The sequence below is a fragment of the Candidatus Pedobacter colombiensis genome (assembly GCA_029202485.1).
GTDB lineage: Bacteria > Bacteroidota > Bacteroidia > Sphingobacteriales > Sphingobacteriaceae > Pedobacter > Pedobacter colombiensis.
This window is the reverse complement of the sequence record CP119313.1, coordinates 2,874,546-2,899,340: the sequence shown is the minus strand read 5'-3', so window position 1 is coordinate 2,899,340 and position 24,795 is coordinate 2,874,546. Positions and strand designations below refer to the sequence as shown.

Here is a 24,795-nt window from a genome sequence, read left to right as displayed (position 1 = left end):
TACGACTGAGTTATCGGCCACCTCTCATTGCTTTTAATTCATCCATGGTTTTTATTTCATATCCTTTAGGAACATCCAGAGAAAAGGGGCCTATTTTTCCTTCTTTTACACTTTTTAAGGTCAACAAAGTTTTAAAACCATCCTGAGTATTTGTGAATTTGATTGGTGTACCATTTAGGTCTGCAAAGCCCGGAGGGTTAGCACCTAAAGGTAGTTTAAGTTCTGTAGTAGCCCACAGTTCATAATCAGCACCATTATTGTCTTTGTAGGTATATTTTTCTGCATTAAAGCCGGCAATATTTTGTTTTTCGCCGGTAGCTTTAAAATCACTGTATTTTAAGGAGCCTCTTTGCTTTTCTATTTCTTCTTTAGACATTTTTGCTGCATACTGTTTTTGCATCATTGGGATATCAACAAGTACCAAGGCATTACTGGCGGCACCATCAGTAAGCACTTTTAGCATAGCCATACCTAAATCCATTTGTACTTTAGATATATTGCCATTAAACTCTACTTTGCTTTCTGAAGGCAATACCGAAGGATCAACTTGTTTCTTCTGGTCATCGGTTAGTACATATTCTACACCGTAAGTAATGGTTCCGGCATCTATAACTTTTTGAGCTTTAGCGACGATTGCTGTTCCTATTAAAATAATTACAAGAACTCCTGTTTTGATAGATTTAAACATTTTTTAATAATAATTTAGTTTACCAGTTAATTTTCTCTTTGCTGATAAAGGCAGCAATTCCTTTTCTGAAATCTTCACTTTCCCTCACCCGGGCATTGATCCGCACAGCCTCCGACAAGCTTTTATCCAGTTCGGGATTGGTGGTTTGTCCGATGAGCTGCTTTGTAACCATTAACGAATTGGTAGAAGCTTCATTACACAAACTTAATGCAAAATTATTTACATTAAGACTGATATCTGCTTTGTTTGTTACAAAAGTGATCAGACCATAGTCTAAAGCCTCTTGTGCGGAGAATAGCGCACCGGTGAATAATATTTTTTTGGCAATGGTTTCACTTGTTTTTCGTAGTAAAAAGCAGGAAACAATGGCGGGTACAAAACCTAATTTTACCTCTGTATATCCAAAATTAGCCTCAGGCACAGCAAATATAATATCGCAAACAGTTGCCAGACCACAGCCCCCGGCAATAGCGTGCCCTTCAACTTGTGCTATGACTACTTTTGGGAGATAATAAATTGTGGTAAATAAATTCTTCAGGTTTTCGGAATCAGCAAGGTTTTCTTCATAGGTGTTTTGCTGGAGCTGCTGTAGGTAAGCCAAATCGGCACCTGCACTAAATGTACTACCATTGGCTTTTAAAATAACAACCTTTACTTCATCATCTGCCGAAGCCCTTACAAAAGCTGCAGTTAGTTGAGCAACCAGAGCGGGATTTAGCGCATTGCGCTTTTCCGGACGGTTAATAGATATGGTAGCTATACGCTGACTTAGCGAGTATAAAACCAATGGTTCAGTCATACAAATATTTAGTTAAGTTGACCAAATATAAGATAAGCCGAAGAAGATATTATAAACTATTGTCAAACTGCATGTCTTTCTTTTTCTTTACTACACCAAAATTGTAGCTGAGACCCAAATAAATAATTCTTGAATTGCTTTTTGTTAAAACATGCTGAGTTAAAAGCGGCCCTTGTAGATTTATTTCCTGTCTCTGGGATTTAAACAGGTCAGAAACTGTAAAATATATAGCACCTTTTTTACCTAAGAGATCCTGTTTGGCACCACAGTTCATCACAAAGCTTGGAAGGTATTTACCTTGTGGGGTTAATCTGGTTGATTTATAATTCGAATTTATCTGCAAGGATGTTCCTTTTGTGATGGCATAAGTTGCATTTAGATTAGCAGCCCATGCGATCGTAGATTTTTTGTTACTATAGCCCAAATTGGAGGCGTCTATCTGGTTGTAAAAGATGTTTGGCGTAAAGTTGAGGTTTAGTTTATCGTTGAAATTTCCAGAAAAAACGACATCTGCACCTATGGCCTGGTCGTTGGCCAGGTTTTGTTGCCGGGTAACCAATACTGAGTCATTTAAAGGTGTGGTAACTGATGTAAACCTATTATAAGTGTATCGGTAATAAATTCCGGGCATGATACTTATCCCATTTTTTCGCCATTGGTACCCAATTTCTACAGAATGAATAATTTCGGGTAACAAGTAAGGGTTTCCAACTTTTATGTTAGTTGGATCAGCGTACTCGGCAAAGGGATTCAGATTGTCTCCTTCTGGTCTTCTAACTCGTCTGCTGTAATTCAATTGCATTTCTTTATTGTCCTTTATTTTATAGGTAAAATGTAGGGTCGGGTAGATTTTAAAGTAATGGTTGGGTATGGCAGTGTTGTTAGTGATCAGCTTGGAGTTGATGTCAGAATATTCACCTCTTAAGCCAATCATTACCCCAATTTTCTTAGCTTCTTTGGATATGGTGCCATAAATTGCATGTACATTTTCATAGTAAATAAAGCGATTGGTTTTGTTGATGTCGGTAACGAATTGCTGACTTCTATTGTCAAATTCGGCACCATAAAAGTCCAGATCTTGTTTGTTGAACTGGCCATCGTAACCAGCTTCTATTTTGCTTTGTTCTGAAATGGGATACTCATAACTCAAGCTGACGTGCTTATTGTCCGAAGTTTGTTTAATGATGGTATTGTCAAGCTGGTCTGGTATTACCGGAAACCTATAGGTATTGGTATAATGGTTGTCTTCAATTTCCGGCGAATGAGTTACGTTAAATTCCAGTCTAAGTTTATGATCTTCACCTTTAAAAGCGTGTTCATAATAAAGAGTTGCTTCACTTGCTTTCTCTTGCTCAAAGTTTTCACGTTTTCTATCATAATCCTGATTCCCACTTATCGCATTTCTAACCTGTTTAACGGTTAGATCATGCTTATGCATGTTCCTTAAGTAATAATTTCCGGATAGGCCGAAACTATTCTTATCGTTGATATTGTAATCAAAACCTAATGTAGCAATATTAGAAAAGGGACGGGTTTTTCCGATCATCCGGTCGTTATAATAGTTTGTTGCACCTGTATTGGGATCCGTTTGGACTCTATCATTTGTTGTGGTTCTTATCCTGTCATCCTGCTTAACGCTATAGCTGCCAAACACATTTAATTTACCAGGCTTGTAATTTATTGTTGTTCCGACATTGTAACGATCATTGTTTCCCCCATTGGCGGTTATGTTGCCATTTAAGCCACGTTTTGTGCTCTTTTTTAATACGATGTTGATGATGCCGCCGGTTCCATCCGGTTTATACTTAGCAGAAGGGTTAGTAATGACTTCTATTTTTTCTATGCTGTTTGCAGGAAGTTGTTGGAGTGCAGCGGCTGCATTTTTGCCCATTAAGGGTGAGATTTTTCCATTGATCAAAATGGTTACAGCAGAATTTCTTAGACTTACATTTCCGTCAAGATCAACCTGTACTAACGGTACATTTTGAAGCACTTCACTGGCAGAACCTGATTTTGCCATGATGTCCATATCTACATGGTATATTTTTCTATCGATGGAATTGGTAAAGATGTTTTTTTGAGAAATAACTTGTACTTCATTTAATGTTTTTTTTGCACCATCCATATTAATGTTAAAGTTAGCCTTAGGATGTTGGGCATTTATATCAAAAAAAGCTGTTCTGGAGTCATCATATCCTACAAAGCTAGTCTGTATGAAATATTTACCATCAGGTACAGCCGTTAAATTAAATTGTCCTTTGGCATTAGTCACTTCATGGATAACAACTGTGCTGTCTGTTTTTCTCTTTAATACGATGTTTACAAATTCAAAAGGCTTTTTTGAAGGGAGTTCGATTACTTTTCCGGTAATTATTCCCTTAGACTGAGCGAATGTGGTTGAAATGGATAAAAAAAAGAAAAGGCAGAAGTAACTTATGGGTCTGGTCATTAGATTTGCTAATTTAAATTGCATAATTACGGTCCAATTCTGTAGAATTTTTGAAGTAGAGCAATTAATTTCTACTTCAGATTTTCTTCATAATTGAGCAGTAATTTAGGCCTTAAACTTTTCAAGGTTATGAGTGCTTCTTCTTATTGTACGGTGTACAGAAAATTACTTATTGCAGTTATTTGTTTCTGCTTACCGGGCTTTTGCATGGCACAAGGGGCTACGCAGGATACTTTAAAACTGCAAACGACAGGGACATATAAGGATCATCATGTTGCAGCTACTGAATATAAACCAGGGGTTGCAGCGTTTATCATTCCGGCATCTTTTATTGGTTATGGTTTAGTCTCTCTGGCGGGAGACAATGTGGTGAGGCGGCTGGATTATTCAACTAAAAATGAATTGCAGGAGGATCATCCTTTATTTGCAGCGCATATTGATGATTATTTACAGTTTGTACCTGCAGCGGCAGTTTACGGATTAAATCTGGCAGGGGTAAAGGGACAACATTCTTTATTGGACGCTACAGGTTTATATATATTGTCATCTGCAATTGCTGGTGGTTCGGTGACTATTGTAAAGCGGGCCTCACATAGGGAAAGACCAAATGGGGCAGGTTTTGATTCGTTCCCTTCGGGGCATACCGCTAATGCATTTGCTGCGGCAGAATTTTTAAATCAGGAATATAAAGATGTATCGCCCTGGTATGGGATTGCGGGATATGCTGTTGCAACAGCTACCGGGACACTTAGAATGTATAACAATAAGCACTGGTTGAGTGATGTTGTAGCAGGCGCAGGATTTGGTATCCTATCAACCAAGGTTGCGTATTTTATTTATCCAAAATTAAAAAGATTGGTTTCAGGTAATCGTGCAATGAATTATAATGTTGTACCTTCATATCAACAACATAGTTTTGGCCTCTCTTTTAATGGAACATTTTAGAAAAAGAAGATTCGTAATTATTTTATGCCTGAGCTTTTTTACTTTAAGAAGCCATGCGCAGCGCTCGGTAAAGGAATCTGCAGACTTGAATTTTTTCATTAATCAAGCGCTGGCATCAAGTCCGCTCAGTAAAGATTATAAAAATCAATTACTGATGAATAAAATCGATAGCTTACGATTAAGAGCAGGCTATTTACCTCAGATAGCGGCCAGTTCTACAGGTTTATATGCACCGATAATTAATGGATATGGCTATGATGTGGCATTAAGCAATGGGCAAACGCTTGATGCGTTGCTAAGCTTAAATTATAACCTGATTAGCAAAGGTTCGAAAGATAATAAGTTACAGCAGGTGCTTTTGCAAAGGGATTCCATTCATTATGCCTCAAAACTTTCGGAACTGGATTTGAAAAAAGCCATAACGGAGCAGTATATCACAGCCTATGGCAGTCAGCAGCAAGTTGATTTTAACCATGATGTTTATGATCTTTTAGTCAAAGAAGAAGTTTTGTTGAAAGAACTTACCCGCGCAAATACTTACAGGCAGACAGAGTATCTTACTTTCCTGGTTACGCTAAAACAACAGCAGTTGCAATGGAAGCAAGCCGAACTTCAGTTTAAAAATGACTATGCTACCTTAAATTATTTGTCTGGTATTCATGATACGACTGCTGTGAGGCTAAAGGAGCCTTCGATAGCTATTTATGGAGATGGGCTGCAAGAAAAGAATTTCTTTATCAAACGTTTCCAAATCGATAGTCTTAAAACTTTGAATGAAAAGCAGGCTGTGGATTTTAACTATAAGCCAAAAACAAGTTTGTATGTAAATGGGGGCTATAACTCTTCTTTTATTCTTCAGCCTTATAAAAATTTTGGAACAAGTGTAGGTTTTACGGTGTCTGTTCCGCTTTATGATGGGCATCAAAAAAAGATGCAGCATGATAAGCTTAACTTACAATTGCAAACAGGGTCTATGTACCGCAATTACTTCAGTACACAGCAAAAGCAACAAATAGATTTACTGAAGCAACAGATAACGACAACAGATGGTTTATATGAACAGATTAAAGATCAAATCAAAATTACCAGTGGTCTGATCGATGTTGATCGTAAATTGTTGCACACCGGAGATGTGAAAATTGTTGATTTTGTAATTGCAATCAATAACTATATGGTGGCACAAAACTTATTTAGACAAACAAATATCAATCGTTTAAGACTCATCAATCAGCTCAATTACTGGAATAGATAATCTCGCAAACCTATGAAAAAAGGGAATTTGACCAAATATTTATATCTACTAACTGCAGGTCTGCTAAGTGCCTGCCATGGAGCTGCCCCGACCGAAGATGTTGCTGCACCGGTAACACCTGTTCTGGTGAGTTATGTAACTGTTGGTCCACTTTCTGAGTCTACAGAATTGAATGCTGTATCCGCTTATTTGCAAAAGAGCTATGTTAAGGCAAATATTAATGGTTATGTTCAATCTGTTCGTGCACAGGTAGGGCAACAGGTTGCCGGGAATGAGATTTTGTTTAGCTTGATTACCAAAGAAGCAAGAGCTATTGGTAACGCTGTGAATCAACTTGATCCGGAATTTAAGTTTTCAGGAACCTCAAACATCAGGGCTGGCCAGGCTGGCTTTATCACTGATGTGAATCATCAGAAAGGTGATTATGTTCAGGATGGGGAAGCATTAGCTGTTATTATCAATAAAAATAGTTTCGTGTTTTTGCTTGATTTGCCTTACGAACAGCGGGCGCTGATGATCAATAACAAAACACTTGAACTTACCTTGCCGGATGGTGAAAAATTGAAAGGAACAATTAGTGGTACGTTACCTATGGTCGATTCAGCTTCTCAGGCACAAAGAGTAATCATTAGGGTGGATATTTCTCATCCAATTCCGGAAGGATTGATTGCAAGGGTGAGCATCATTAAGGCAGCACGGCCAAATGCAAATACATTACCCAAATCAGCTGTGCTGACAAATGAAACGGAGGATGACTTTTGGGTAATGAAGCTGATTAATGATTCTACAGCTATAAAAGTTCCTGTTAAGCGGGGCATTGAAAATAAGGATAAGGTAGAGATTCTAAGTCCTGTTTTTACTTCCCGGGATCGGATCATTACTACCGGCAATTATGGTATGGCTGACACAGCAAAGGTTAAAGTAGTGAAACAGCTATGAAGAACTTTTTTATATCGTACAGAAACCCATTACTGGCGGTACTTATATTGGTGCTTCTGGGGGGTGTTTATTCTTATCATCAGCTAAAAACAGCGCTTTTTCCTGAAATTACCTTTCCGAAGATAAAGATCATCGCAGAAGCCGAGCTTCAACCTGTTGATAAAATGGTGGTTACAGTCACCCGGCCACTGGAGAATGCAATTAAGCAGGTGCCGGATTTAAAGTTGATCAGAAGTGTAACCAGCAGAGGGAGCTGTGAGCTATCAGCCTATATGAATAGTACTGCAGATATTAACGTTAGCCAACAAAGGATCGAAGCGTTAATAGAGAGGATCAAGGGTACCTTACCGCCGGGGATAAATTTTTCTGTTGAAAAGATGAACCCTTCTATATTGCCGGTAAGTGGTTATAGTTTAGAGAGTCATACCAAATCGCCGATTGAACTTAAGCAGCTTGCTACTTATACCATAAAGCCATTTTTATCAGAGGTGGATGGGGTTTCAGAAATTAGGGTGATCGGTGGGAAGAGCAAAGAATATTGGTTGGAGCTTGATCTTCAAAAGATGACTACTTTGTCTATTTCGCCGGATCAGCTGAGCAGCATTCTTGCGCAAACCAATTTTATCAAGTCAAACGGATACCTTTCAGATCATAATTACTTATATCTTTCTATTACAGATGCAACGGTGAAAAGCAAGGGAGATCTGGAAGAATTGATTGTTAGCAAAAATGGTAACCGGATAGTTAGGGTAAAAGATATTGCCAAGGTTAAAATAGAAGAAGGGGTAGCTTATACCCGTATCAATGCGAATGGAAAAGATGGGATTTTAATTGCGGTAATTAAGCAGCCCAATGCTAATTTGGTCGATTTATCAGCGCAAATGGAGGCTAAGGTGGCTGAATTAAAAAAAATACTTCCTTCCGGTGTATATATAAAACCTTATTATATACAAGCTGATTTTGTAAATGAATCTGTTAAAAGTGTTCGGGATAGCTTACTGATTGGCCTTGCATTGGCCATTATCGTAGCTGTTATTTTTTTACGGTCGCTAAAGGCAAGTGCAACCATACTGATTACCATTCCAGTTACGCTTTGCTTAAGTATTATTGTGCTGTATTTTGTTGGGTATTCCTTAAATATCATGACGCTTGGTGCCATTGCTGCGGCTATAGGTCTCATTATTGATGATGCAATTGTGGTGGTAGAACAGATTCACCGAACGCATGAAGAGCATCCGGACGAACCAACGGTTAATCTGCTGAAAAAAGCAATAGATTATCTTTTTCCTGCAATGCTTGGCTCGTCTATTAGCACAATCGTAATATTTGTCCCTTTTGCGTTGATGACCGGTGTGGCCGGGGCATACTTTCAGGTGATGACGAATACCATGATCATTACGCTGGTTTGTTCGTTCTTTGTCACCTGGATAGGTTTGCCTGTGATCTATTTGTTGCTTACACGAAATGCCGGGGCAAATTCAGTAAGTAAAAAAAGTAAAGGACACGAAGTCAAAAAACAGGATTGGATTCGATATTTTATTCGGCGACCGTATATCAGTATAATAGGTATGCTGTTGCTGGTTGTTGCTATTGGATTTGTTTTTCCTCATTTAGAGACTGGTTTTTTACCGGAAATGGATGAAGGTAGTATCGTGTTGGATTACAGTTCGCCACCCGGAACCTCATTGTATGAAACGGATAGAATGTTGAGGGAAGTAGAGAAAGAGTTGGTTAAAGTACCGGAGGTGCAGGCGTATTCGAGAAGAACCGGGACACAAATGGGTTTTTTTATTACAGAACCTAATACTGGTGATTACCTGATTCAGCTAAAGCCGAACAGAAATAAAACCACGGATCAGGTGATTGCAGAGATCAGAAGCAAAATCGAAAGTAGTCAACCGGCTTTAAAGGTGGATTTTGGTCAGGTTATAGGGGATATGTTGGGCGATTTGATGAGCTCTACCCAGCCCATTGAAGTGAAAATATTTGGCAATAATCAGCTTACATTGGAAGCTTTATCCAGAAAGGTGGCTGATGTGTTACGGAAGGTAAACGGTACAGCAGATGTATTTAATGGGATTGTTCTGTCGGGGCCAACTGTTGATATACGGCCTGATTTTGCGGCTCTTGCGCAATATAGGATTAGCCCTGCAAGTTTCCAATTTCAAATTCAATTGGCTTTGGAGGGGAATGTAATTGGCGATTTATATGATCAGCAGCAATTGTCTCCAATTCGAATCATCTACCCGGGAAGCAGGCAATTCGCAATTGCCAATATTAATGAACTAAAGATATTTCTTCCTTCAGGTAAAGCGATTCCGATTGGCAACTTAGCTAAAGTGGAGCTTAAAACAGGAAGTGCGGAGGTACAAAGAGAAAATCTGCAGTCTATTGGTGTAGTTACTGCGCGTTTAGATAATAGAGATCTGGGTAGCGTGATGAAGGATGTACAGCGAGAAGTAGGTTCGCAAATAGCTTTGCCATCTGGCTATCACATAACTTATGGTGGCGCTTATGCCGAACAGCAGCAGTCTTTTAAAGAATTGTTGATGATCCTCATTACTTCGAGTTTATTGGTGTTTAGTGTGATTCTATTCCTGTTTAAGGATTTCAGGATTGCATTTTTAATCTTGTTGATTGCTGTGCTAGGTATTTCAGGAAGTTACCTGGCCTTATTCATTACCAATACGCCTTTAAATGTTGGGAGCTATACAGGCTTGATTATGATCGTTGGAATTATAGGTGAAAATGCGGTGTTTACTTTCCTGCAGTTTAAAGAGTCTTTGCAGGGGAATGATGTGGATGAAGCCATTACCTATGCTATATCAACAAGATTAAGACCTAAATTAATGACTGCTCTGGGAGCAATCATAGCGTTGTTTCCATTGGCATTGGGAATAGGAGCTGGAGCGCAATTGCATCAGCCGCTTGCTATAGCCGTAATTGGAGGCTTTTTAGTAGCACTTCCCTTATTGCTGATCGTTCTGCCAAGTATGATCAGGAAGTTTTATCGTTAAATGGTTATTGAAAGATGAGGATGATTGTTCCTCCTGTGATGAGTAAAACGGCAATGACGGTTTTAAATGTTAAAGGTTCGCCTAGAAATACAACAGATAATAAGATGGCTATGGCTACACTGGCCTTATCTACCGGGGCTACTTGCGAAACTTTTCCTAGCTGTAATGCTTTAAAGTAAAAGATCCAGGAGAGGCCGGTGGCAAGACCAGAAAGGATAAGGAAAGTCCAGTTTTGTCTGGTTAGGCCGGAAATGCCTTGCTGGTCGTTTCTGAACAATACGATTGCCCAGGCTAAAAGTAAAATAATGACTGTTCTTATTGCTGTTGCCAGGTTAGAATCAATTCCTTTAATCCCTACTTTGGCTAATACGGCAGTAAGGGCAGCGAAAAAGGCTGATAGTAAAGCATAAATCCACCACATCTTTTTTTTGAATCAATTTAGGCAAATTAATTTGGATCATCCCTTTTTAGAAATGGAAATTTAATAAGATCAGAAAAATCCGTTGCCGAATGTCCCTCGTATACATCCAGTCCAAATTTAATTTCAGAAATATTTAACTCACGATAGGTTCCGAGCATTCTATCCCAGATACTAAAAACATCGCCGTAGTTACAATCGGTATATGGCAGTTCAAAGTGATGATGTACGTGATGAAGATTCGGGGTAATAAACAGCAAACCGAATATTTTATCTGCTCTTTTTGGCAGTTGATAATGTGTATGGGCAATTAAATTGGCAAAAGTTTGTACTGTTTGTCTAAGTAATAATAACCCTATGGATGCGCCGGACAAAAATACCCAGAGTATCTGAAAACATACTCTGATAAATGTTTCTCCCGGATGTTCCCTAATCGTCGTAGAGACATCCATTTGAAGATCGGTATGATGAATCAGGTGAAAACCCCATAATGTCTTTACTTTATGCATACAAACGTGGTATACATATTCGAAAAAATCCATTAGGAAAAACCCAACTACGTATTTAATCCAGAAGCTGTTATGGTGTGGTAACAGATATAAAAGACCCCATTTATGAATGGTTACCCAGCCTGAAACGAAGATTACAAAAAAAGTAAGTGTGAGTTGTATGGGCAATGCAGCCATCACAAACTTGAGATTAACATAAGTGTGGCGCCATTTTTCTCTTAATGAAAGGATGGTTAATCGTAGTTCTGCAAGCCAAATAGTAATAATTACTGCTAGATATAAGATAATTTGAACCAGGGTGGCGTGGTCCTTTAGTATGGTTAGTACGGTATTCATGTGTTGATAATTAGTGCAATAGTATTTTTGAATTCTGTAGAGAATCTGTAGTTATTGAAACTTCAAATTCTCTACAGTATTAAAATGCTATTTTGTATTTTGCTAGTCTATAAATGTAATAAAAACCTTTCACATGAAGATATTGCTGATTGAAGATGAAGTGTCCCTTAGAGAGAGTATTATAGCTTATTTTACCGGAGAAGGTAATATCTGTGAAACAGCTGTCGATTTCAAATCAGCGATAGAAAAGATTGGTATTTATAATTACGATTGCATTTTACTTGATCTGACTTTGCCGGGTGGCGATGGTATGGAAATCCTGCGCAACCTCAAAAAAATGAACAAAAAAGATGGTGTGTTGATTATCTCTGCACGGCATTCGTTGGATGATAAGCTGGATGGTCTGAACCTCGGTGCTGATGATTATCTGATTAAACCATTTCACTTGTCTGAGCTAAAAGCAAGGGTAATGGCTATTGTTCGAAGAAAGAGTTATAATGGCAGCAATGTTATGGTGTTTAATGAGATAAGTATTGATACTTTGGCCATGAGGGTTGATGTTGCTGATCATACATTAATCCTTACACGGAAGGAATATGATTTGTTGGTTTATTTTATTTCAAACAGAGGTAAGGTGATTTCTAAAAATGCACTTGCTGAACATTTGTGGGGTGATGAAATTGATCTTGTGGATCATTTTGATTTCATTTATACCCACATTAAGAATTTAAGAAAAAAAATGATGGAAGCTGGTTGCCCGGATTACATCAAATCTATGTATGGTATAGGTTATAAGTTCGAAAGCCAATGAGGTTGCTAGCTAAGTACAATAGGGTGACGTTACTTGCCTCTATCATTATACTTGTATTTACCGGTGTAATCTATTATACAGTGATCCATTTTATTTTAACAGACCGGGTAGATAAAGATCTGGTAACAGAGGAGGATGAGATTGCTGCTTATGTTGAAACGTTTGGCAAGCTACCACTGGCAGAAAATTTTAAAGATCAGAAAGTAGTTTATCAGCTCGTGAAGCCTGGGGATACAGTTGAACGCAGTTTTTTTAATACCTCTTTTTTTAATAAGACGGAGAAGGAACATGAGCCTGGAAGGACATTAATTACTTCTTTGAATGTAAGGGGAGAGCTCTATAGGATTTCAATTACCAAATCACGTGTGGAGGCAGAAGACCTGGTCAGGATGATTTTTATGATCACTCTTGGGGTTACGGTTGTGCTTCTGGTTACATTGATGCTGATCAACCGGTTTTTACTTAGGAATTTATGGAGGCCATTTTATACCGTATTAAAGCAAATGAAGGCTTTTAATCTGGCTGATAAGGGTGAGGTTGTTGCGGACGATACAAATATTGATGAATTTAGAGAACTGAATCAGGCGGTTATTGCGATGTCTTCAAGGGTGAAACAGGATTATAGAGAACTGAAAACCTTTACTGATAATGCATCGCATGAAATGTTGACGCCGCTTGCGGTGATTAACTCTAAGCTGGATACTTTAATCCAGACGGAAACTTTTACTAATGTGCAAGGAGAGGTGATTGAGGATATTTATTTGGCTGTTAGTCGCTTGTCAAGATTAAATCAGTCGCTGTTGTTGTTGGCTAAATTAGAAAATAACATGATAGCAGGAGATCAGGAACTGATCAATTTGAAAGAACTTATAGCACAAAAGCTCAGGCAGTTTCAGGAGTTGATGCAGGCACAAGGTATTGTACTCAGTCAACAATTGGAATATAAGGAGGTGAATATGAATAGGTATCTCGCAGATATATTGATCAATAACCTGTTTAGCAATGCTATTCGTCATAATTATAATGGAGGTGAGATTATCGTGCAGCTGAACGATAAGGAATTAAGGGTCAGCAATACAGGTAGTGCAGAGCGGTTATCGGATCAGGCATTTGAAAGGTTCTACAAAAATGCCGCTTCTGAAGGAATAGGGTTGGGGCTGGCAATATCTTATCAGATCTGCTCTCAGTATGATTTTGAGCTTAGTTATGATTTTAAAGATGGAAAGCATACTTTTCTAATTGTTTTTTAATTCCATAAAAGCAGTGACTTCCTTGAATTGAATTTGAGTTACCTTATGCTGATCAAGAGCAGGTTTAACAAAATACTTGAAAACCTTACTTCCTGACTGTAAATCTGTAAACAAAATGGCTTTTCGGGAACAAATCAGTGCGACAGCATAATTTTTCCTTAAATTAAACCTAATGGTCTTTTTTTGATGAAAGGCATATACCTTATCATAAGTCATAATGCTTTGCAGGCATGCAAATAGTATTGTAGCTGTAATCAGCAGTCGTTTTTTTCCCTCGCTGAGCGCCATAATAAAGAGGATTAAAGCGGTACATAGCACCATCAATTCTGTTTTGCTGATCCAGATAGCAGATACACCCGAAAAAGGCAATTGGGCTATTCGATCTAATCCAAGATTTGTAAAGTTAATGAGCCATTCAAATAGTGGTCCTAGGCAGTCCAATTTAAAAAGTAATATAATAATCCCAATATACATTATTAAGGCCGTAGGGATCGTAATAAATAGGTTGCTGAGTGAAAAATAAATAGGGAACTGATGGAAGTAGTACACACTATGGGGGTAAGTAGCCAATTGTGCGGCTAAAGACATAGCAATAGTACCCCATATTTTATTTATCCAGGTGTTTTTCGGATGAAACCAGCCTTCGATTTTAGGTTGTAGATAAATTAAACCTAAAACTGAAAGGAAAGAAAGCTGGAAGCCTACATCCCATATCAGGAAAGGGTTGTAGATTAATAAACAAAAAGCAGCAAATGCAATAATGTTATAGCTATTGGTAGTTTTGGCGAATAATTTGGCTACTATGAATACTGAAATCATAACAGCTGAACGAAGTACAGAGGGGGAGAGGCCTGTGAGTAGTGTGTAGAACCAAATTAGACCTAGGATAACTGTGGTTTTTATAATTCTGGTGATTTGCTTTCTGTTTAGGAAATACAATAGCTGGTTAAGTACAAGATAAATTAAGCCCACATGCATTCCTGAAACGGATAGGGCATGTATGGTGCCTGTTTTTGAATAGGTATCAAGCATTTCAGGACTTAAATCTGCTCTGTATCCCAATATTAAGGTGGAAGCAACTGCAAATGCATCGTCGTTTTTGATGAGCTTACGATATAGCGCTACTTGCTTTGCCCTTAGTTCCAAAGCAAAGGCAATCAGTTTGTTTCCGGTATTGATGTTTAGTCTGACTAATTCCTGTTGCTTTAAAATGGTTTGATGGTAAATGTTCTGAGTAGCCAGCCATGATTTGAAATCAAACTCAGCAGGGTTGAGAGGGGGCGGGATTTCAGAAAATCTGGCAGGTATGATCAGCTCATCACCATACTTTAGGGCGAGCGGATTGCTGCTATTATTCATGATTGTCACTCTTATTTTTCCGGAAGCCTTATGAAAAAGGTGAGTGTTATTGTTTTTGTCTGTTAGTGAGTTAGTTAGGCGTGTTGATTTGGTGGTAAAGGCATTGAACAGAATTATATTTTGTCTGTTTTGTGGTTCGTCAATAATTCTGATTTTTAAGTATTTTGATTTTTTAAATGCGTAGTAATCAGTGTTTATATGGTCATTATATGAAATAGAAGATAAACTTCCTGAAATGAATAGAAAACCATGAAGTATTACTCCATTAATGCCTTTGTGGCGATGGATATTTATCTTATTATAACTGATGTTTATTATAAATAATGTGGTGAATAAACATAGGTTAAGGAAAAGTAGGTGATAGAAAAGAAAGTGAGTTTCCCGGCTATAAAAACTAAGTATACCCATTGCAAACGGGATCAATATCCTTACGAAAACGATCTCTGTTTTGGCTATGTCTTTAAAGCCGTCCATTAAAATTGATACCTCAGTTGCACTTTAACCTCTGTTTTTCTGTTTCCCTCTATTTCATCCAGTCCGGTGCCGATTGTTGCTGTATTTTTATAAGTGAAGCACGCGTACCTAAGCCAGATATCTATTTTTTTGAATGGTCGGTATCGGGCATTTATAAAACTACGGATACCATTGCCGGAATAAATCCCTGAACTGGAACCGTATAAAACATCGCTTTCGTAAGCATAAATTCTGCTGTTGTAAGATGAGGTTTTGAAATAAGCCAGACGTATATTTCCCGATAATTTGGATGCTGTTGGGGTGTAATGTACGTCTGTATATACTAATATTCCTGATTCTTTTTGATTTATACCTTTTTGATATTGAGTTATTTCTGTTCGTTGTTGAAAGTTTAACTTTCGATTAGGTTTCCAGGTTGTTTCTAAGCGATAGGTTTGTTTCAATACTTCCTCCAGATGATGATAAGTACTGCCTGCATTTGGGTTTTGCTGTTTTTGTTCTCTCTTAAATCTTAGTGCTGACTTAAAATTTTTTCCTTTTGTATAGGTCAGTTGGCTCAGTACTTCGTAGCCGGCAGAGGCCGAATCGACCCGATATTTTAACCAGGGGAATTTGAAATAGTCGCCATAAACCGACCAGCTCAGGTTTCTCGGTAATAAATAATTTAGGCCTACATACCAGCCCCTTTCATTATTGGTTTCTGAGCCTTCACCAACAGCTCTGCTAAAGAAATTATGGTAATCTTTGCTATAATTGCGGTGCAATAATACAACAGATAGTTTACGGGATAGGGTCGTCATAGCACCATTAATAAAAGCGTGCCCTGTGCCCACGCTGTATGCCAGTTCTCCATAAAAGTAGGTGTTTCTAAAAGTGTAATTGTAGTGCAATCCGGTATTGGTTAGATGTTTGCCTGTAAAACTGTACTTGTTGTACAGTTGTGTGCCGGTAATGAATTGGTGTTGGTAGTCGGATTGATAGGTGATAAATCCAATATTTAGGTTGTCCGTGATATATTGTAGCGCCCCTCCGTATACTACTTGCTTCAATGATCTTTGGTTCTTAAGTTCTGTTTGTGTGCGATGTAGGCCGGTTATAATAATGTTGGAAAGTGTGTAGTTGTTGTCTGCTGTGGCTTTTAGACTCGCATCAAGTCTCCTGACGGATATAAAAGGGCTTAGATGGATGTTGCGGCCAAGGTTAATGGTGCTTGCTATTCCACGGAAAAAGGAGGCTTCGCTGGCTGAAGTGTAAGGTTTTATGCCAACATCTTTGGCGGCCACACTGGTTACATCAGGGCCTTTCCCAAAAGCAAATCCTGACCATAAGGTTAGTCCCTGGCCAAATTGTAAACTATAGTCTCCAATAATTAGTTTTTTAACCCGTCCAAGCTTAAATAAGGCTATGTTGGCCGAAAGGTGATCTAATCCTGTGTTGCAATTGAAAAGCTGCTCTCCGGCATCCTTTGCCATTACCAGTGCGGCAGATAGGATGTCATGGTTATTGAATCTATAGCGCAATAGTAATTTTTCGGGAGTTCCCAGGTATCTGCTGCCAGGTAGGTCTCTAAAACCTTTCTGTTGCTGGAGTAAGCGCCCGTATCGTAAAATCAAGTCATGATTACTCGTCTGTATTAGTTTTTTTAATTTTAACTGCTCATAGCCCTCCAATGTGCTTATGGTTACGAAGGGTAGTAGTTTGTTGATGGTTTCCGGATCAAAGCCAGGGATAGCCTGCAATTCCAAAACGTTGACTAGTTTGGTATTTGCGATGTAGCTGAAGAAATTACTGATCTGAAGTGGAGAAAGAAAGATCAGATTTTTTAGCTCTTCGGGAGAGGTTTTGTGAAGGTTTATGGGATGTTTACGAAAGAAGCTGATTCGGTCTGTGAATTCCGACAGGTCTTCGCCTTCCGATGAATTTTCGGCAAGATGCTCGATGAGGTCCCTGATTTTTTCTTCTTCTTGAGCGATAGCGCTCATTCCGCCTTGTAGCAGAAGCAACAAGCATAACATTCTCATAGTGATTAGCTTAAATTGGCCAAATCACCGTAGAATTTACTGAATAAAAAAATAATTAAGAAATAAATTAAATTTCTTCGTTAAGCTTTAGTAAGAAGTCCTTTAGCTTTTCAAGCGAAGCAATGATCTTTTGGTTTTCCTTAACCTCACCACTATTTGTTTTTAAATGCTCTTTGGCACCTTTTAAGGTGAAACCTTTGTCATCAACCAGGTGGAAAATGATTTTTAAGTTTTCAATGTCCTCGGGAGTAAATAACCTGTTGCCCTTTTTGTTTTTCTTGGGTTGCAGCACATCGAATTCCTTTTCGTAAAAGCGGATTTGAGATGCGTTGACACCAAACATTTCGGTTACTTCACCCATGGTGTAATACATTTTATTTATTTCCCTTTCTTTATAAGGCATATTTTTGTGTTGATTATTAGTTGATTACAGGTTTTATTTAAAGTATTCAAACTTAGGAAAAGTTATGCAAGTATCAATGCACAGATTGAAAAAAAATCACAGGGGATTTTGCGCTTAATGTAAATGTATCTTAGCGAAATAATCCAATAATATGTTAATTTTGCTCAATATAAATCAAGAGAAGGATGACAGCTAAGGAAATCAGACAGGCATACTTAAAATTTTTTGAATCGAAACAACACCATATCGTTGCATCTGCACCAATTGTAGTTAAAAATGATCCAACCCTGATGTTTACCAACGCAGGGATGAACCAGTTTAAGGATTTGTTTTTAGGTGAAGCAACTATTAAATACCCTCGGGTTACCGATACGCAGCGCTGTCTTCGTGTTTCCGGAAAACACAATGACCTGGAAGAGGTGGGTATTGATACTTATCACCATACAATGTTCGAGATGCTTGGTAACTGGAGCTTTGGTGATTACTTTAAAAAAGAAGCCATTGCCTGGAGCTGGGAATTGTTGACTGAAGTTTATAAAATACCAAAAGATAAGCTTTATGTGTCTATTTTTGAAGGAGATGAGAAGGAAGGTCTACCAAGAGATACAGAAGCCTATGAGCTTTGGAAGCAGTATGTGCCGGAAGAACGCATTATATTGGGAAATAAAAAAGATAATTTCTGGGAAATGGGCGATACGGGACCATGTGGCCCGTGTTCTGAGATCCATGTAGACTGCCGCTCGGATGAGGAACGTAAAGCTGTTGATGGTAAGTCACTCGTTAATGCTGATCATCCCCAGGTAATTGAGATTTGGAACAATGTATTTATGCAATTTAACCGCCTTAAAGACGGTTCGTTGCAGCTGTTGCCTGCTCAACATGTTGATACCGGAATGGGCTTTGAGCGTTTGGTACGTGTGTTACAGGAAAAATCATCTAATTACGATACTGACGTTTTTCAACCATTAATTCAGTTTATTGCTGCTAAGGCAGGAATTGAATATGGAGCAGACGAAAAAACCGATATTGCCATGCGTGTAATGGCCGACCATATCCGTGCAATCTCTTTTGTGATTGCAGATGGACAGTTGCCTTCAAACAATAAAGCAGGTTATGTAATCCGTCGTATTTTACGTCGCGCTGTTCGTTATGCCTATACTTTCCTCAACTTAAAAGATCCTTTTTTAAATGAACTGGTTCCGGTTTTGGCTGAGCAGTTTAAAGGTGTTTTTGATGAGTTGGCGTTACAGCAGGATTTTGTCCAAAAGGTAGTTTTGGAAGAAGAAGTTTCCTTCTTAAGAACTTTAGCCACAGGTATCCAACGCTTTGATAATTATACTAAAAAGCAAGGAGAATTGCTAATGGCTGAGAATGCCATTGAACTTGAAAAACCATTTGAAGACCAGTGGGTATACAGCATTCTGAAAGATCAAATGGTGATCTCAGGAGAGTTTGCATTTGAATTGCAGGATACTTATGGCTTCCCGATAGATCTGACAGAATTGATGGCCAGAGAGCAACGCTGGATCGTTGATATGGATGGGTACAATAAAGAGTTGCTTAAACAAAAAGAACGCTCGCGTGCTGCAACAGCTGTAGATACAGGCGACTGGGTATTGGTTAATCCCGATCTGGAAGTTGAGTTTGTTGGGTATGATGATTTCGAAGCTGAAACGGAGATTATTAAATACCGTAAGGTGATTGCAAAGGGAAAAGAACAATACCAGATCGTATTGAGTAAAACGCCTTTCTATGCAGAAAGTGGCGGACAAGTAGGTGATACAGGTCGTCTGGAAGATCATAGTCGTCTTTTCTTCGTTGAAATTACCGATACTAAAAAGGAGAACGGTGTAATTGTACATTATGCTGATACTTTACCTGAAGATGTTGAAGGGCATTTCTGGGCTGTTATAGATGAGAATAAACGTCTACTTTCGCAGGATAACCATACTGCAACGCATTTACTGCATGCAGCATTGAAAAAAGTATTGGGTGCGCATGTGAACCAGAAGGGATCATTGGTCAACGCTGATTATCTACGTTTCGACTTTTCACATTTTGCTAAGGTTACCGATGAGGAACTGGCTCAAATAGAGCATCTGGTGAATCAGAAAGTGAGAGAGAATATCCCATTGAAGGAGCAGAGATATGTGCCTTATGACCAGGCGATCTCAAGCGGCGTAACGGCTTTGTTTGGAGAGAAGTATGGTGATCTGGTTCGTATCATAACATTTGATGACCATTACTCTAAAGAACTTTGTGGTGGCACGCACGTTAAGGCTACAGGTCAGATTGGTTATTTTAAAATCACCTCTGAGAGTGCCGTAGCTGCAGGTGTGAGACGTATAGAAGCAATCACAGCAGATAAGGCTGAAGCATTTGTTTTAGATCAGAACAGAGAGTTGAATGAATTGCGCGCTTTGTTAAAAGGTAATAAAGATTTGACTTTAGCGGTTTCTGCTTTAATTGAAGAGAATAATAAGTTGAAAAAGGATGTAGAGAAAGCTGTGTTAGAGCAATCTGCTAACCTTAAACATGAAATCGTACATCACCTTAAAACCGTTAATGGTGTTAATTTGATTGCTACTCATGTCGACTTACCTAATGCAGATGCAGTTAAAAACCTGGCATTTGCTGTAAAGGATATGGTTGATGACTTGTTCCTTGTATTTACAACTTTGATTGATGATAAACCGGGTATTACGGTGATGTTGTCGGAAAATCTGGTAAAAGATAAAGGCCTGAATGCATCAAATATTGTACGCGAATTGGCTAAAGATATTCAAGGTGGTGGGGGTGGACAACCCTTTTATGCAACTGCCGGAGGTAAACATAAAGATGGGTTAAAGTTAGTTCTGGAAAAAGCAGAAGGCATTTTAGCTTAAAAGTAATTGCTATTCTACCTGGCCTTTCAGTAAATGAGATATTGTATCTTTTACTGAAAGGCTTTTTTTGTCTCTTTATGCCTTAGAATTCTCCAGGTATACTTTGAGTATATTTTTCAGATAGATTTCAGGCTTAGGCATCGTAATGATGGTGCCTGGTTCTTTATCCTGTGATTGTTTGATGTAATTGGCTTTAATCTTTCCCCAGTCTTTCGAGTAAAGTTGAATAAACATGTCAACAAACTGTTTATCAGTGTAATCTTTAGGAAGTTTACTAAGCACAACTTCAATTTTCTCTTCTTTTCTATGTAATACTGCCATGAGGATCTTTTAATGATGCTCCAAAGTTACAAACAATTTGTGGGATAATTGGGAATGGATTGATTACACTACCTGCGGGCCAAAAGCTCTTCAACCATGATTGGAACCCCAATAGTGGCCGGCTGTTCAATCTTTTTGAGGTGATCACTACCTGAAATATGAGGCACATTTACATCAATTACGTACCTGATCGTTTCTTTTGGTACATATTCTGTTAAACCAGCAGCAGGATACACCTGTAAGCTCGTTCCTATTACCGCAAACACATTAGCTTTACGGCACAGCCGGGAGGCAAACACCATATTAGGCACCGCTTCACCAAACCATACCACATGTGGACGAAGTGGTTTTCCATGGACACAAAGATCGGTAAAACGCAGTTCCCAGCCGGGTATAGGGTAGGTTAAGTTAGGTTCGACATCCGACTGCGATCGGGTAATCACTCCATGTAAATGTAGTACGTTTTTTGAGCCCGCTCGTTCATGTAAATCATCGATATTTTGAGTAATGATTTGAACATTGTATTTGTCCTGTAATCTTGCAAGTGCCTTATGTGCTTCGTTGGGTTGTGCTTCCAACACCGATTTTCGACGTTCATTGTAAAACTGTTGTACAAGTTCCGGGTTACGCAACCAGGCTTCGGGTGTAGCAACATCTTCGATGCGATAATTCTCCCATAAACCATTGGAATCCCTGAAGGTTTTGAGTCCACTTTCAGCGCTAATGCCAGCACCTGTTAATATCACTATGGTTTCCATATGCACGATTTAATAGCGAATATAATCAACTGTATTTCAGTTTTGATAGGGTTTAATGATTGATTTATCATTAATATGAAGGTATATTTTTTTTATTTCAAAAAAAACATACCTTTATTCTATGATTAAATGCCTCTCTGTTATGATATTAGCGGTAATTTTTACCTCGTGTGAGTCGACATTGTCTTCTTCAACCTCAAATGCCGCTGTATCTGCGGTAAGAAAAAAAATACCTTACAAAGAATGGTTGGAAGTGGCTAAGGAAGACATCCGTCTCTATCCAAAATACGGAAATAAGGTTAAAACTCCGGAACAAATTGAGGCGGATAGGATCTTCTTAAAGACGGTTATAGATAAAGACGGGAGTGCAGATTCTGCATCCAATCATTATTTTTTGAAAGCCTGTGATTACCTTAACCATGATGATTTGCAAACTGCTATGTATAGGCTTAACCAGGCATGGATGTTAAACCCTAAAAATCCGGATGTCTTTAGAGGCTTTGGATGGGTTTATAATCGTTTAGAGCAATACCAGTTGGCCTTGGAGCAATTTGAAGAGGGGTTAACTTTCGACCCTAAAAATGAAGAACTCCTTTTAGAGAAGTCATTTGTAGAAAGAAGACTTAAGGAAGCCAAACGGCCTACTTCTTTGTAAATTTCCCTTACCAAATACTGCGCTCCATATATTTAATTTATGGAATTCGGCTTTCTTGTGCATCACTCTTTTAAACCTAAAACAAAAGATTATGGCCGAATTAAACGTTTCCCCGAACAGAAGAGCGGTTCCTAAAGTTGATTTAACCGCTATGGTTGATCTTGCATTTTTGCTGATTACTTTTTTTATGCTCACGACATCACTATCTAAACCAGTAGCAATGGATGTTGTAAAGCCGGATGAGCCTGTTGATGATATACAGGAACCTGTTCCTGCCTCCCGCTCAATGACTATTTTGCTTGGTAAAGACAATAAAGTTGCATGGTACATGGGAGAAGCCGGCAAAAGCCAACCTGTAATTGAAAGTATTGAGGATGTAAGGCAATCTATTTTAAAAAATAAGATGAAAGTTGATGCTGTAAATGTCAACAATCCTAAAAAGTCTTTATTTGTAATCATTAAGCCCACAGCAGGAGCACACTACAAGAATTTTGTAGATATTTTGGATGAATTAAAAGTAGTAGGTATTACCGCTGCTCCAGCAATTGATGATGATCATATTACTAAAGAAGAGCAGGACTTTATGAAACAGCAACAGTTACTATAGTAGCTGTTGCTAATATCGTTGACGTCCCAATTCTGCTTTGAACTCATCTTTTACGCTTTTGACTTTTTCCATCCATTCCGGTGCCTTATCTTTAAGGTCATCTGCTAATGAACGTCCATTGATATCTTTTTTTGTAATATACTTAATAGCGCCGTATACTGCGGCGCCTATTAATGCTGTCTTTAATAGTCCCATGTTTTTAGAGTTTGATATAGGTTAGAACACATTAGATGCGTAAAAGTTCTTACATTGTGCGACAAAATGAAGATACAGGTCTAATGAATTCAACAGATACTTTATTAATTAAACAAGCAAGGCTTGACTCAAACAGGTGTATAGCAAAAAAAGATGTGGCAGGAGTTTCGAAACATTGGATGAAAGATTTTGTGCAGATTGCCGGAGATGGCAGTTATACGGTTGGAAAAGCTAAAATTGCTGCTAACTGGAAATATATGTTCTCAAATAGTAGCCCATTGTTTGAACGCATTCCAGATGTCATAACCATCAGCAAGGCGGGGGATACAGCTTGGGAAAGTGGAACATGGAATTATAAAAATGATAAATATTACGGTAATTATGCCGCAATGTGGCGTAAGGTAAATGGCAAATGGTTAACACAAAATGAACTTTACGTTTCTCTGAATTGATCCGTCAAATTGCATTAACCCATAAAAGTAGAAAAGCCGCAACTAGCGGCTTTTCTACTTTTATGGGTTTGTAGACCAAAGGCTAACATCTTTAACCAATGCACGGTTTGGAAGTTTTAAATGTGCCACCAACAGCTCTGCAAAATCTTGCGGTTGAAGGGTTGAGTCTGGATTGCCATCGGTAAGCTTATTTTCTATTGCCAAATCTGTTGCAATAGTACTAGGAGTAAGTGTGAATACGCGTACGTTAGACTTTCTTGCTTCGAACATCAATGACTCCGATAGGCCAATCAGACCAAACTTGGACGCACTGTAGGCACTTGTTAACGGAGAACCTTTAAGTCCTGCTGTTGAAGAAACATTTACAATATCACCGTTTTTACGTTCCAGCATTTGAGGTAAGATTTGCTTAATAAAATAGTAGGGACCAAATAAATTGGTTTTTATAATGCTTTCCCAATCGCTAACTTCCAGATCCAGGAATTTACCAAATTTGGCTATACCTGCATTGTTCACCAGGATATCTATGTTGCCAATTTCCGTTGTAATTTTTGCACAGGCAGCAGTTACCTCATCAAGGTTAGCAACATCTGCAGTAGCATATACAACTTTAATAGCAGGATTAATTTGTTTGGCTTGCTCGCTTACTTTTTCAAGGTCGCTAACTGTTCTGGCCACAAGCGCCAGGTTTACACCCTCTGCCGCAAGGGTAAGGGCTATTGCTTTGCCTAAACCTTTACCCGCACCCGTAATCAGCGCTGTTTTGTTATTTAGAGTTTCCATAGTTTAAAAGATATTAATGTGATGAAGCTATTTGACAGAAATAGCTTGCTTCGCAAAATTACAGAACAGTATGCAATAGTAGGGTCAAAAAAAAACATCCACCTCAACAGGTGGATGTTTTTAACAATTTATAAATATTTTGATTAGCTAATCTTAACATTAATTGCGTTCAAGCCTTTTTTACCTTGCTCGATGTCATAACTAACAGAATCATTCTCACGAATACTATCTATTAAGCCAGAAGAATGAACAAAAATTTCGGCATCACCATTAGCAGGGATGATAAATCCAAAACCTTTTGTCTCATTGAAGAATTTTACTGTTCCTTGTTGCATTGTATTATTATTTAAATATTCAACAAAGGTAGTGTAATTTATTGTAAATCAAAATATTATTTATTGATGCTGCTGGTCGCTAAGCTAAAGGGTACTATGAACGTTCAATTATTTAATTACCGAATACCCCAATG

General features: G+C 38.4%; 23 protein-coding genes. 10 read left to right on the top strand and 13 right to left on the bottom strand.

Annotation, left to right across the window (positions count from 1 at the left end; translation table 11 throughout):
* Positions 1-10: 10 nt before the first annotated feature.
* From P0Y49_12450 to P0Y49_12440, 3 genes are read right to left on the bottom strand one after another with little or no spacing between them, the layout of a single operon-like run.
* A complete protein-coding gene (locus tag P0Y49_12450; GenBank protein ID WEK17605.1) occupies positions 11-688 on the bottom strand; it encodes a hypothetical protein in 678 nt (225 codons plus the stop codon).
* 19 nt (positions 689-707) lie between these two features.
* Positions 708-1,487: an enoyl-CoA hydratase-related protein gene (locus P0Y49_12445; GenBank protein ID WEK17604.1), complete on the bottom strand. Its 780-nt coding sequence runs from the start codon at positions 1,485-1,487 to the stop codon at positions 708-710.
* Positions 1,488-1,536: 49 nt separating this feature from the next.
* Positions 1,537-3,936 carry a TonB-dependent receptor gene (locus P0Y49_12440; GenBank protein ID WEK17603.1) on the bottom strand — a complete coding sequence of 800 codons (2,400 nt, stop codon included), beginning with the start codon at positions 3,934-3,936 and terminating at the stop codon, positions 1,537-1,539.
* 129 nt (positions 3,937-4,065) lie between these two features.
* On the opposite strand from P0Y49_12440, the gene P0Y49_12435 reads away from it, so the two are divergent.
* Genes P0Y49_12435 through P0Y49_12420 form a run of 4 tightly spaced genes read left to right on the top strand, consistent with a single transcriptional unit; the run spans position 4,066 to position 10,089 of the window.
* Positions 4,066-4,881 (top strand): phosphatase PAP2 family protein, encoded by an 816-nt coding sequence (locus tag P0Y49_12435; protein WEK17602.1) that lies wholly within the window; start codon positions 4,066-4,068, stop codon positions 4,879-4,881.
* Positions 4,868-6,133: a TolC family protein gene (locus P0Y49_12430; GenBank protein WEK17601.1), complete on the top strand. Its 1,266-nt coding sequence runs from the start codon at positions 4,868-4,870 to the stop codon at positions 6,131-6,133. The genes P0Y49_12435 and P0Y49_12430 overlap by 14 nt, the downstream gene beginning before the upstream one ends.
* Before the next feature lie 12 nt (positions 6,134-6,145).
* A complete protein-coding gene (locus P0Y49_12425; protein WEK17600.1) occupies positions 6,146-7,072 on the top strand; it encodes an HlyD family efflux transporter periplasmic adaptor subunit in 927 nt (308 codons plus the stop codon).
* Positions 7,069-10,089: an efflux RND transporter permease subunit gene (locus P0Y49_12420; protein WEK17599.1), complete on the top strand. Its 3,021-nt coding sequence runs from the start codon at positions 7,069-7,071 to the stop codon at positions 10,087-10,089. The genes P0Y49_12425 and P0Y49_12420 overlap by 4 nt, the downstream gene beginning before the upstream one ends.
* Positions 10,090-10,093: 4 nt before the next feature.
* Here P0Y49_12420 and P0Y49_12415 read toward each other — a convergent pair whose 3' ends face one another.
* On the bottom strand, positions 10,094-10,510 hold the full coding sequence (locus P0Y49_12415) for an EamA family transporter (protein ID WEK17598.1): 417 nt from the start codon (positions 10,508-10,510) through the stop codon (positions 10,094-10,096).
* 26 nt (positions 10,511-10,536) lie between these two features.
* Positions 10,537-11,352: a sterol desaturase family protein gene (locus P0Y49_12410; GenBank protein WEK17597.1), complete on the bottom strand. Its 816-nt coding sequence runs from the start codon at positions 11,350-11,352 to the stop codon at positions 10,537-10,539.
* A 133-nt stretch (positions 11,353-11,485) separates the two neighbouring features.
* On the opposite strand from P0Y49_12410, the gene P0Y49_12405 reads away from it, so the two are divergent.
* Both P0Y49_12405 and P0Y49_12400 read left to right on the top strand, forming a co-directional pair.
* Entirely contained in the window at positions 11,486-12,163 is a 678-nt protein-coding gene (locus P0Y49_12405) for a response regulator transcription factor (protein ID WEK17596.1), read from the top strand.
* On the top strand, positions 12,160-13,413 hold the full coding sequence (locus P0Y49_12400; protein ID WEK17595.1) for a HAMP domain-containing sensor histidine kinase: 1,254 nt from the start codon (positions 12,160-12,162) through the stop codon (positions 13,411-13,413). The genes P0Y49_12405 and P0Y49_12400 overlap by 4 nt, the downstream gene beginning before the upstream one ends.
* Here the strand turns inward: P0Y49_12400 and P0Y49_12395 are convergent.
* The 3 genes from P0Y49_12395 to P0Y49_12385 all read right to left on the bottom strand — a co-directional run bounded on the left by P0Y49_12395 (position 13,399) and on the right by P0Y49_12385 (position 17,670).
* Positions 13,399-15,180: a ComEC/Rec2 family competence protein gene (locus tag P0Y49_12395; GenBank protein WEK21794.1), complete on the bottom strand. Its 1,782-nt coding sequence runs from the start codon at positions 15,178-15,180 to the stop codon at positions 13,399-13,401. The genes P0Y49_12400 and P0Y49_12395 overlap by 15 nt on opposite strands.
* A 65-nt stretch (positions 15,181-15,245) precedes the next feature.
* Entirely contained in the window at positions 15,246-17,267 is a 2,022-nt protein-coding gene (locus P0Y49_12390) for a type II secretion system protein GspK (protein WEK17594.1), read from the bottom strand.
* 67 nt (positions 17,268-17,334) lie between these two features.
* On the bottom strand, positions 17,335-17,670 hold the full coding sequence (locus P0Y49_12385) for a MerR family transcriptional regulator (protein WEK17593.1): 336 nt from the start codon (positions 17,668-17,670) through the stop codon (positions 17,335-17,337).
* 185 nt (positions 17,671-17,855) lie between these two features.
* On the opposite strand from P0Y49_12385, the gene alaS reads away from it, so the two are divergent.
* Positions 17,856-20,555: an alanine--tRNA ligase gene (alaS, locus tag P0Y49_12380; GenBank protein ID WEK17592.1), complete on the top strand. Its 2,700-nt coding sequence runs from the start codon at positions 17,856-17,858 to the stop codon at positions 20,553-20,555.
* Positions 20,556-20,630: 75 nt separating this feature from the next.
* On the opposite strand, the gene P0Y49_12375 is transcribed toward alaS, so the two are convergent.
* Positions 20,631-20,876 carry a hypothetical protein gene (locus P0Y49_12375; GenBank protein WEK17591.1) on the bottom strand — a complete coding sequence of 82 codons (246 nt, stop codon included), beginning with the start codon at positions 20,874-20,876 and terminating at the stop codon, positions 20,631-20,633.
* A gap of 68 nt (positions 20,877-20,944) precedes the next feature.
* The gene (locus P0Y49_12370) at positions 20,945-21,634 is read right to left on the bottom strand and encodes an NAD-dependent deacylase (protein WEK17590.1); all 690 of its coding nucleotides are present in this window, start codon (positions 21,632-21,634) and stop codon (positions 20,945-20,947) included.
* 142 nt (positions 21,635-21,776) lie between these two features.
* Here P0Y49_12370 and P0Y49_12365 point away from each other — a divergent pair, with 142 nt between their 5' ends.
* Together P0Y49_12365 and P0Y49_12360 are read left to right on the top strand one after the other, a co-directional pair.
* On the top strand, positions 21,777-22,289 hold the full coding sequence (locus P0Y49_12365) for a hypothetical protein (GenBank protein WEK17589.1): 513 nt from the start codon (positions 21,777-21,779) through the stop codon (positions 22,287-22,289).
* Positions 22,290-22,380: 91 nt separating this feature from the next.
* The gene (locus P0Y49_12360) at positions 22,381-22,896 is read left to right on the top strand and encodes a biopolymer transporter ExbD (protein ID WEK17588.1); all 516 of its coding nucleotides are present in this window, start codon (positions 22,381-22,383) and stop codon (positions 22,894-22,896) included.
* Positions 22,897-22,905: 9 nt separating this feature from the next.
* Here P0Y49_12360 and P0Y49_12355 read toward each other — a convergent pair whose 3' ends face one another.
* Positions 22,906-23,091, bottom strand: coding sequence for a YtxH domain-containing protein (locus P0Y49_12355; protein WEK17587.1), 186 nt, complete (start codon positions 23,089-23,091; stop codon positions 22,906-22,908).
* A gap of 35 nt (positions 23,092-23,126) precedes the next feature.
* Here P0Y49_12355 and P0Y49_12350 point away from each other — a divergent pair, with 35 nt between their 5' ends.
* The gene (locus P0Y49_12350; GenBank protein WEK17586.1) at positions 23,127-23,543 is read left to right on the top strand and encodes a nuclear transport factor 2 family protein; all 417 of its coding nucleotides are present in this window, start codon (positions 23,127-23,129) and stop codon (positions 23,541-23,543) included.
* 60 nt (positions 23,544-23,603) lie between these two features.
* Here P0Y49_12350 and P0Y49_12345 read toward each other — a convergent pair whose 3' ends face one another.
* Positions 23,604-24,326, bottom strand: a complete 723-nt coding sequence (locus P0Y49_12345) for a 3-ketoacyl-ACP reductase (GenBank protein ID WEK17585.1) — start codon at positions 24,324-24,326, stop codon at positions 23,604-23,606.
* 143 nt (positions 24,327-24,469) lie between these two features.
* Entirely contained in the window at positions 24,470-24,661 is a 192-nt protein-coding gene (locus P0Y49_12340) for a cold shock domain-containing protein (protein WEK17584.1), read from the bottom strand.
* Between the last annotated feature and the right edge of the window lie 134 nt (positions 24,662-24,795).

What these genes read in the sequence shown, in the direction of transcription:
- P0Y49_12415 (WEK17598.1), bottom strand. Translation starts at nt 10,510, where the DNA reads ATGTGGTGGATTTATGCTTTACTATCAGCCTTTTTCGCTGCCCTTACT.
- P0Y49_12370 (WEK17590.1), bottom strand. Translation starts at nt 21,634, where the DNA reads ATGGAAACCATAGTGATATTAACAGGTGCTGGCATTAGCGCTGAAAGT.
- alaS (WEK17592.1), top strand. Translation starts at nt 17,856, where the DNA reads ATGACAGCTAAGGAAATCAGACAGGCATACTTAAAATTTTTTGAATCG.
- P0Y49_12410 (WEK17597.1), bottom strand. Translation starts at nt 11,352, where the DNA reads ATGAATACCGTACTAACCATACTAAAGGACCACGCCACCCTGGTTCAA.
- P0Y49_12360 (WEK17588.1), top strand. Translation starts at nt 22,381, where the DNA reads ATGGCCGAATTAAACGTTTCCCCGAACAGAAGAGCGGTTCCTAAAGTT.
- P0Y49_12400 (WEK17595.1), top strand. Translation starts at nt 12,160, where the DNA reads ATGAGGTTGCTAGCTAAGTACAATAGGGTGACGTTACTTGCCTCTATC.
- P0Y49_12405 (WEK17596.1), top strand. Translation starts at nt 11,486, where the DNA reads ATGAAGATATTGCTGATTGAAGATGAAGTGTCCCTTAGAGAGAGTATT.
- P0Y49_12425 (WEK17600.1), top strand. Translation starts at nt 6,146, where the DNA reads ATGAAAAAAGGGAATTTGACCAAATATTTATATCTACTAACTGCAGGT.
- P0Y49_12355 (WEK17587.1), bottom strand. Translation starts at nt 23,091, where the DNA reads ATGGGACTATTAAAGACAGCATTAATAGGCGCCGCAGTATACGGCGCT.
- P0Y49_12395 (WEK21794.1), bottom strand. Translation starts at nt 15,180, where the DNA reads ATGGGTATACTTAGTTTTTATAGCCGGGAAACTCACTTTCTTTTCTAT.
- P0Y49_12430 (WEK17601.1), top strand. Translation starts at nt 4,868, where the DNA reads ATGGAACATTTTAGAAAAAGAAGATTCGTAATTATTTTATGCCTGAGC.
- P0Y49_12385 (WEK17593.1), bottom strand. Translation starts at nt 17,670, where the DNA reads ATGCCTTATAAAGAAAGGGAAATAAATAAAATGTATTACACCATGGGT.
- P0Y49_12420 (WEK17599.1), top strand. Translation starts at nt 7,069, where the DNA reads ATGAAGAACTTTTTTATATCGTACAGAAACCCATTACTGGCGGTACTT.
- P0Y49_12375 (WEK17591.1), bottom strand. Translation starts at nt 20,876, where the DNA reads ATGGCAGTATTACATAGAAAAGAAGAGAAAATTGAAGTTGTGCTTAGT.
- P0Y49_12440 (WEK17603.1), bottom strand. Translation starts at nt 3,936, where the DNA reads ATGACCAGACCCATAAGTTACTTCTGCCTTTTCTTTTTTTTATCCATT.
- P0Y49_12350 (WEK17586.1), top strand. Translation starts at nt 23,127, where the DNA reads ATGCGTAAAAGTTCTTACATTGTGCGACAAAATGAAGATACAGGTCTA.
- P0Y49_12365 (WEK17589.1), top strand. Translation starts at nt 21,777, where the DNA reads ATGATATTAGCGGTAATTTTTACCTCGTGTGAGTCGACATTGTCTTCT.
- P0Y49_12450 (WEK17605.1), bottom strand. Translation starts at nt 688, where the DNA reads ATGTTTAAATCTATCAAAACAGGAGTTCTTGTAATTATTTTAATAGGA.
- P0Y49_12390 (WEK17594.1), bottom strand. Translation starts at nt 17,267, where the DNA reads ATGAGAATGTTATGCTTGTTGCTTCTGCTACAAGGCGGAATGAGCGCT.
- P0Y49_12445 (WEK17604.1), bottom strand. Translation starts at nt 1,487, where the DNA reads ATGACTGAACCATTGGTTTTATACTCGCTAAGTCAGCGTATAGCTACC.
- P0Y49_12435 (WEK17602.1), top strand. Translation starts at nt 4,066, where the DNA reads ATGAGTGCTTCTTCTTATTGTACGGTGTACAGAAAATTACTTATTGCA.
- P0Y49_12340 (WEK17584.1), bottom strand. Translation starts at nt 24,661, where the DNA reads ATGCAACAAGGAACAGTAAAATTCTTCAATGAGACAAAAGGTTTTGGA.
- P0Y49_12345 (WEK17585.1), bottom strand. Translation starts at nt 24,326, where the DNA reads ATGGAAACTCTAAATAACAAAACAGCGCTGATTACGGGTGCGGGTAAA.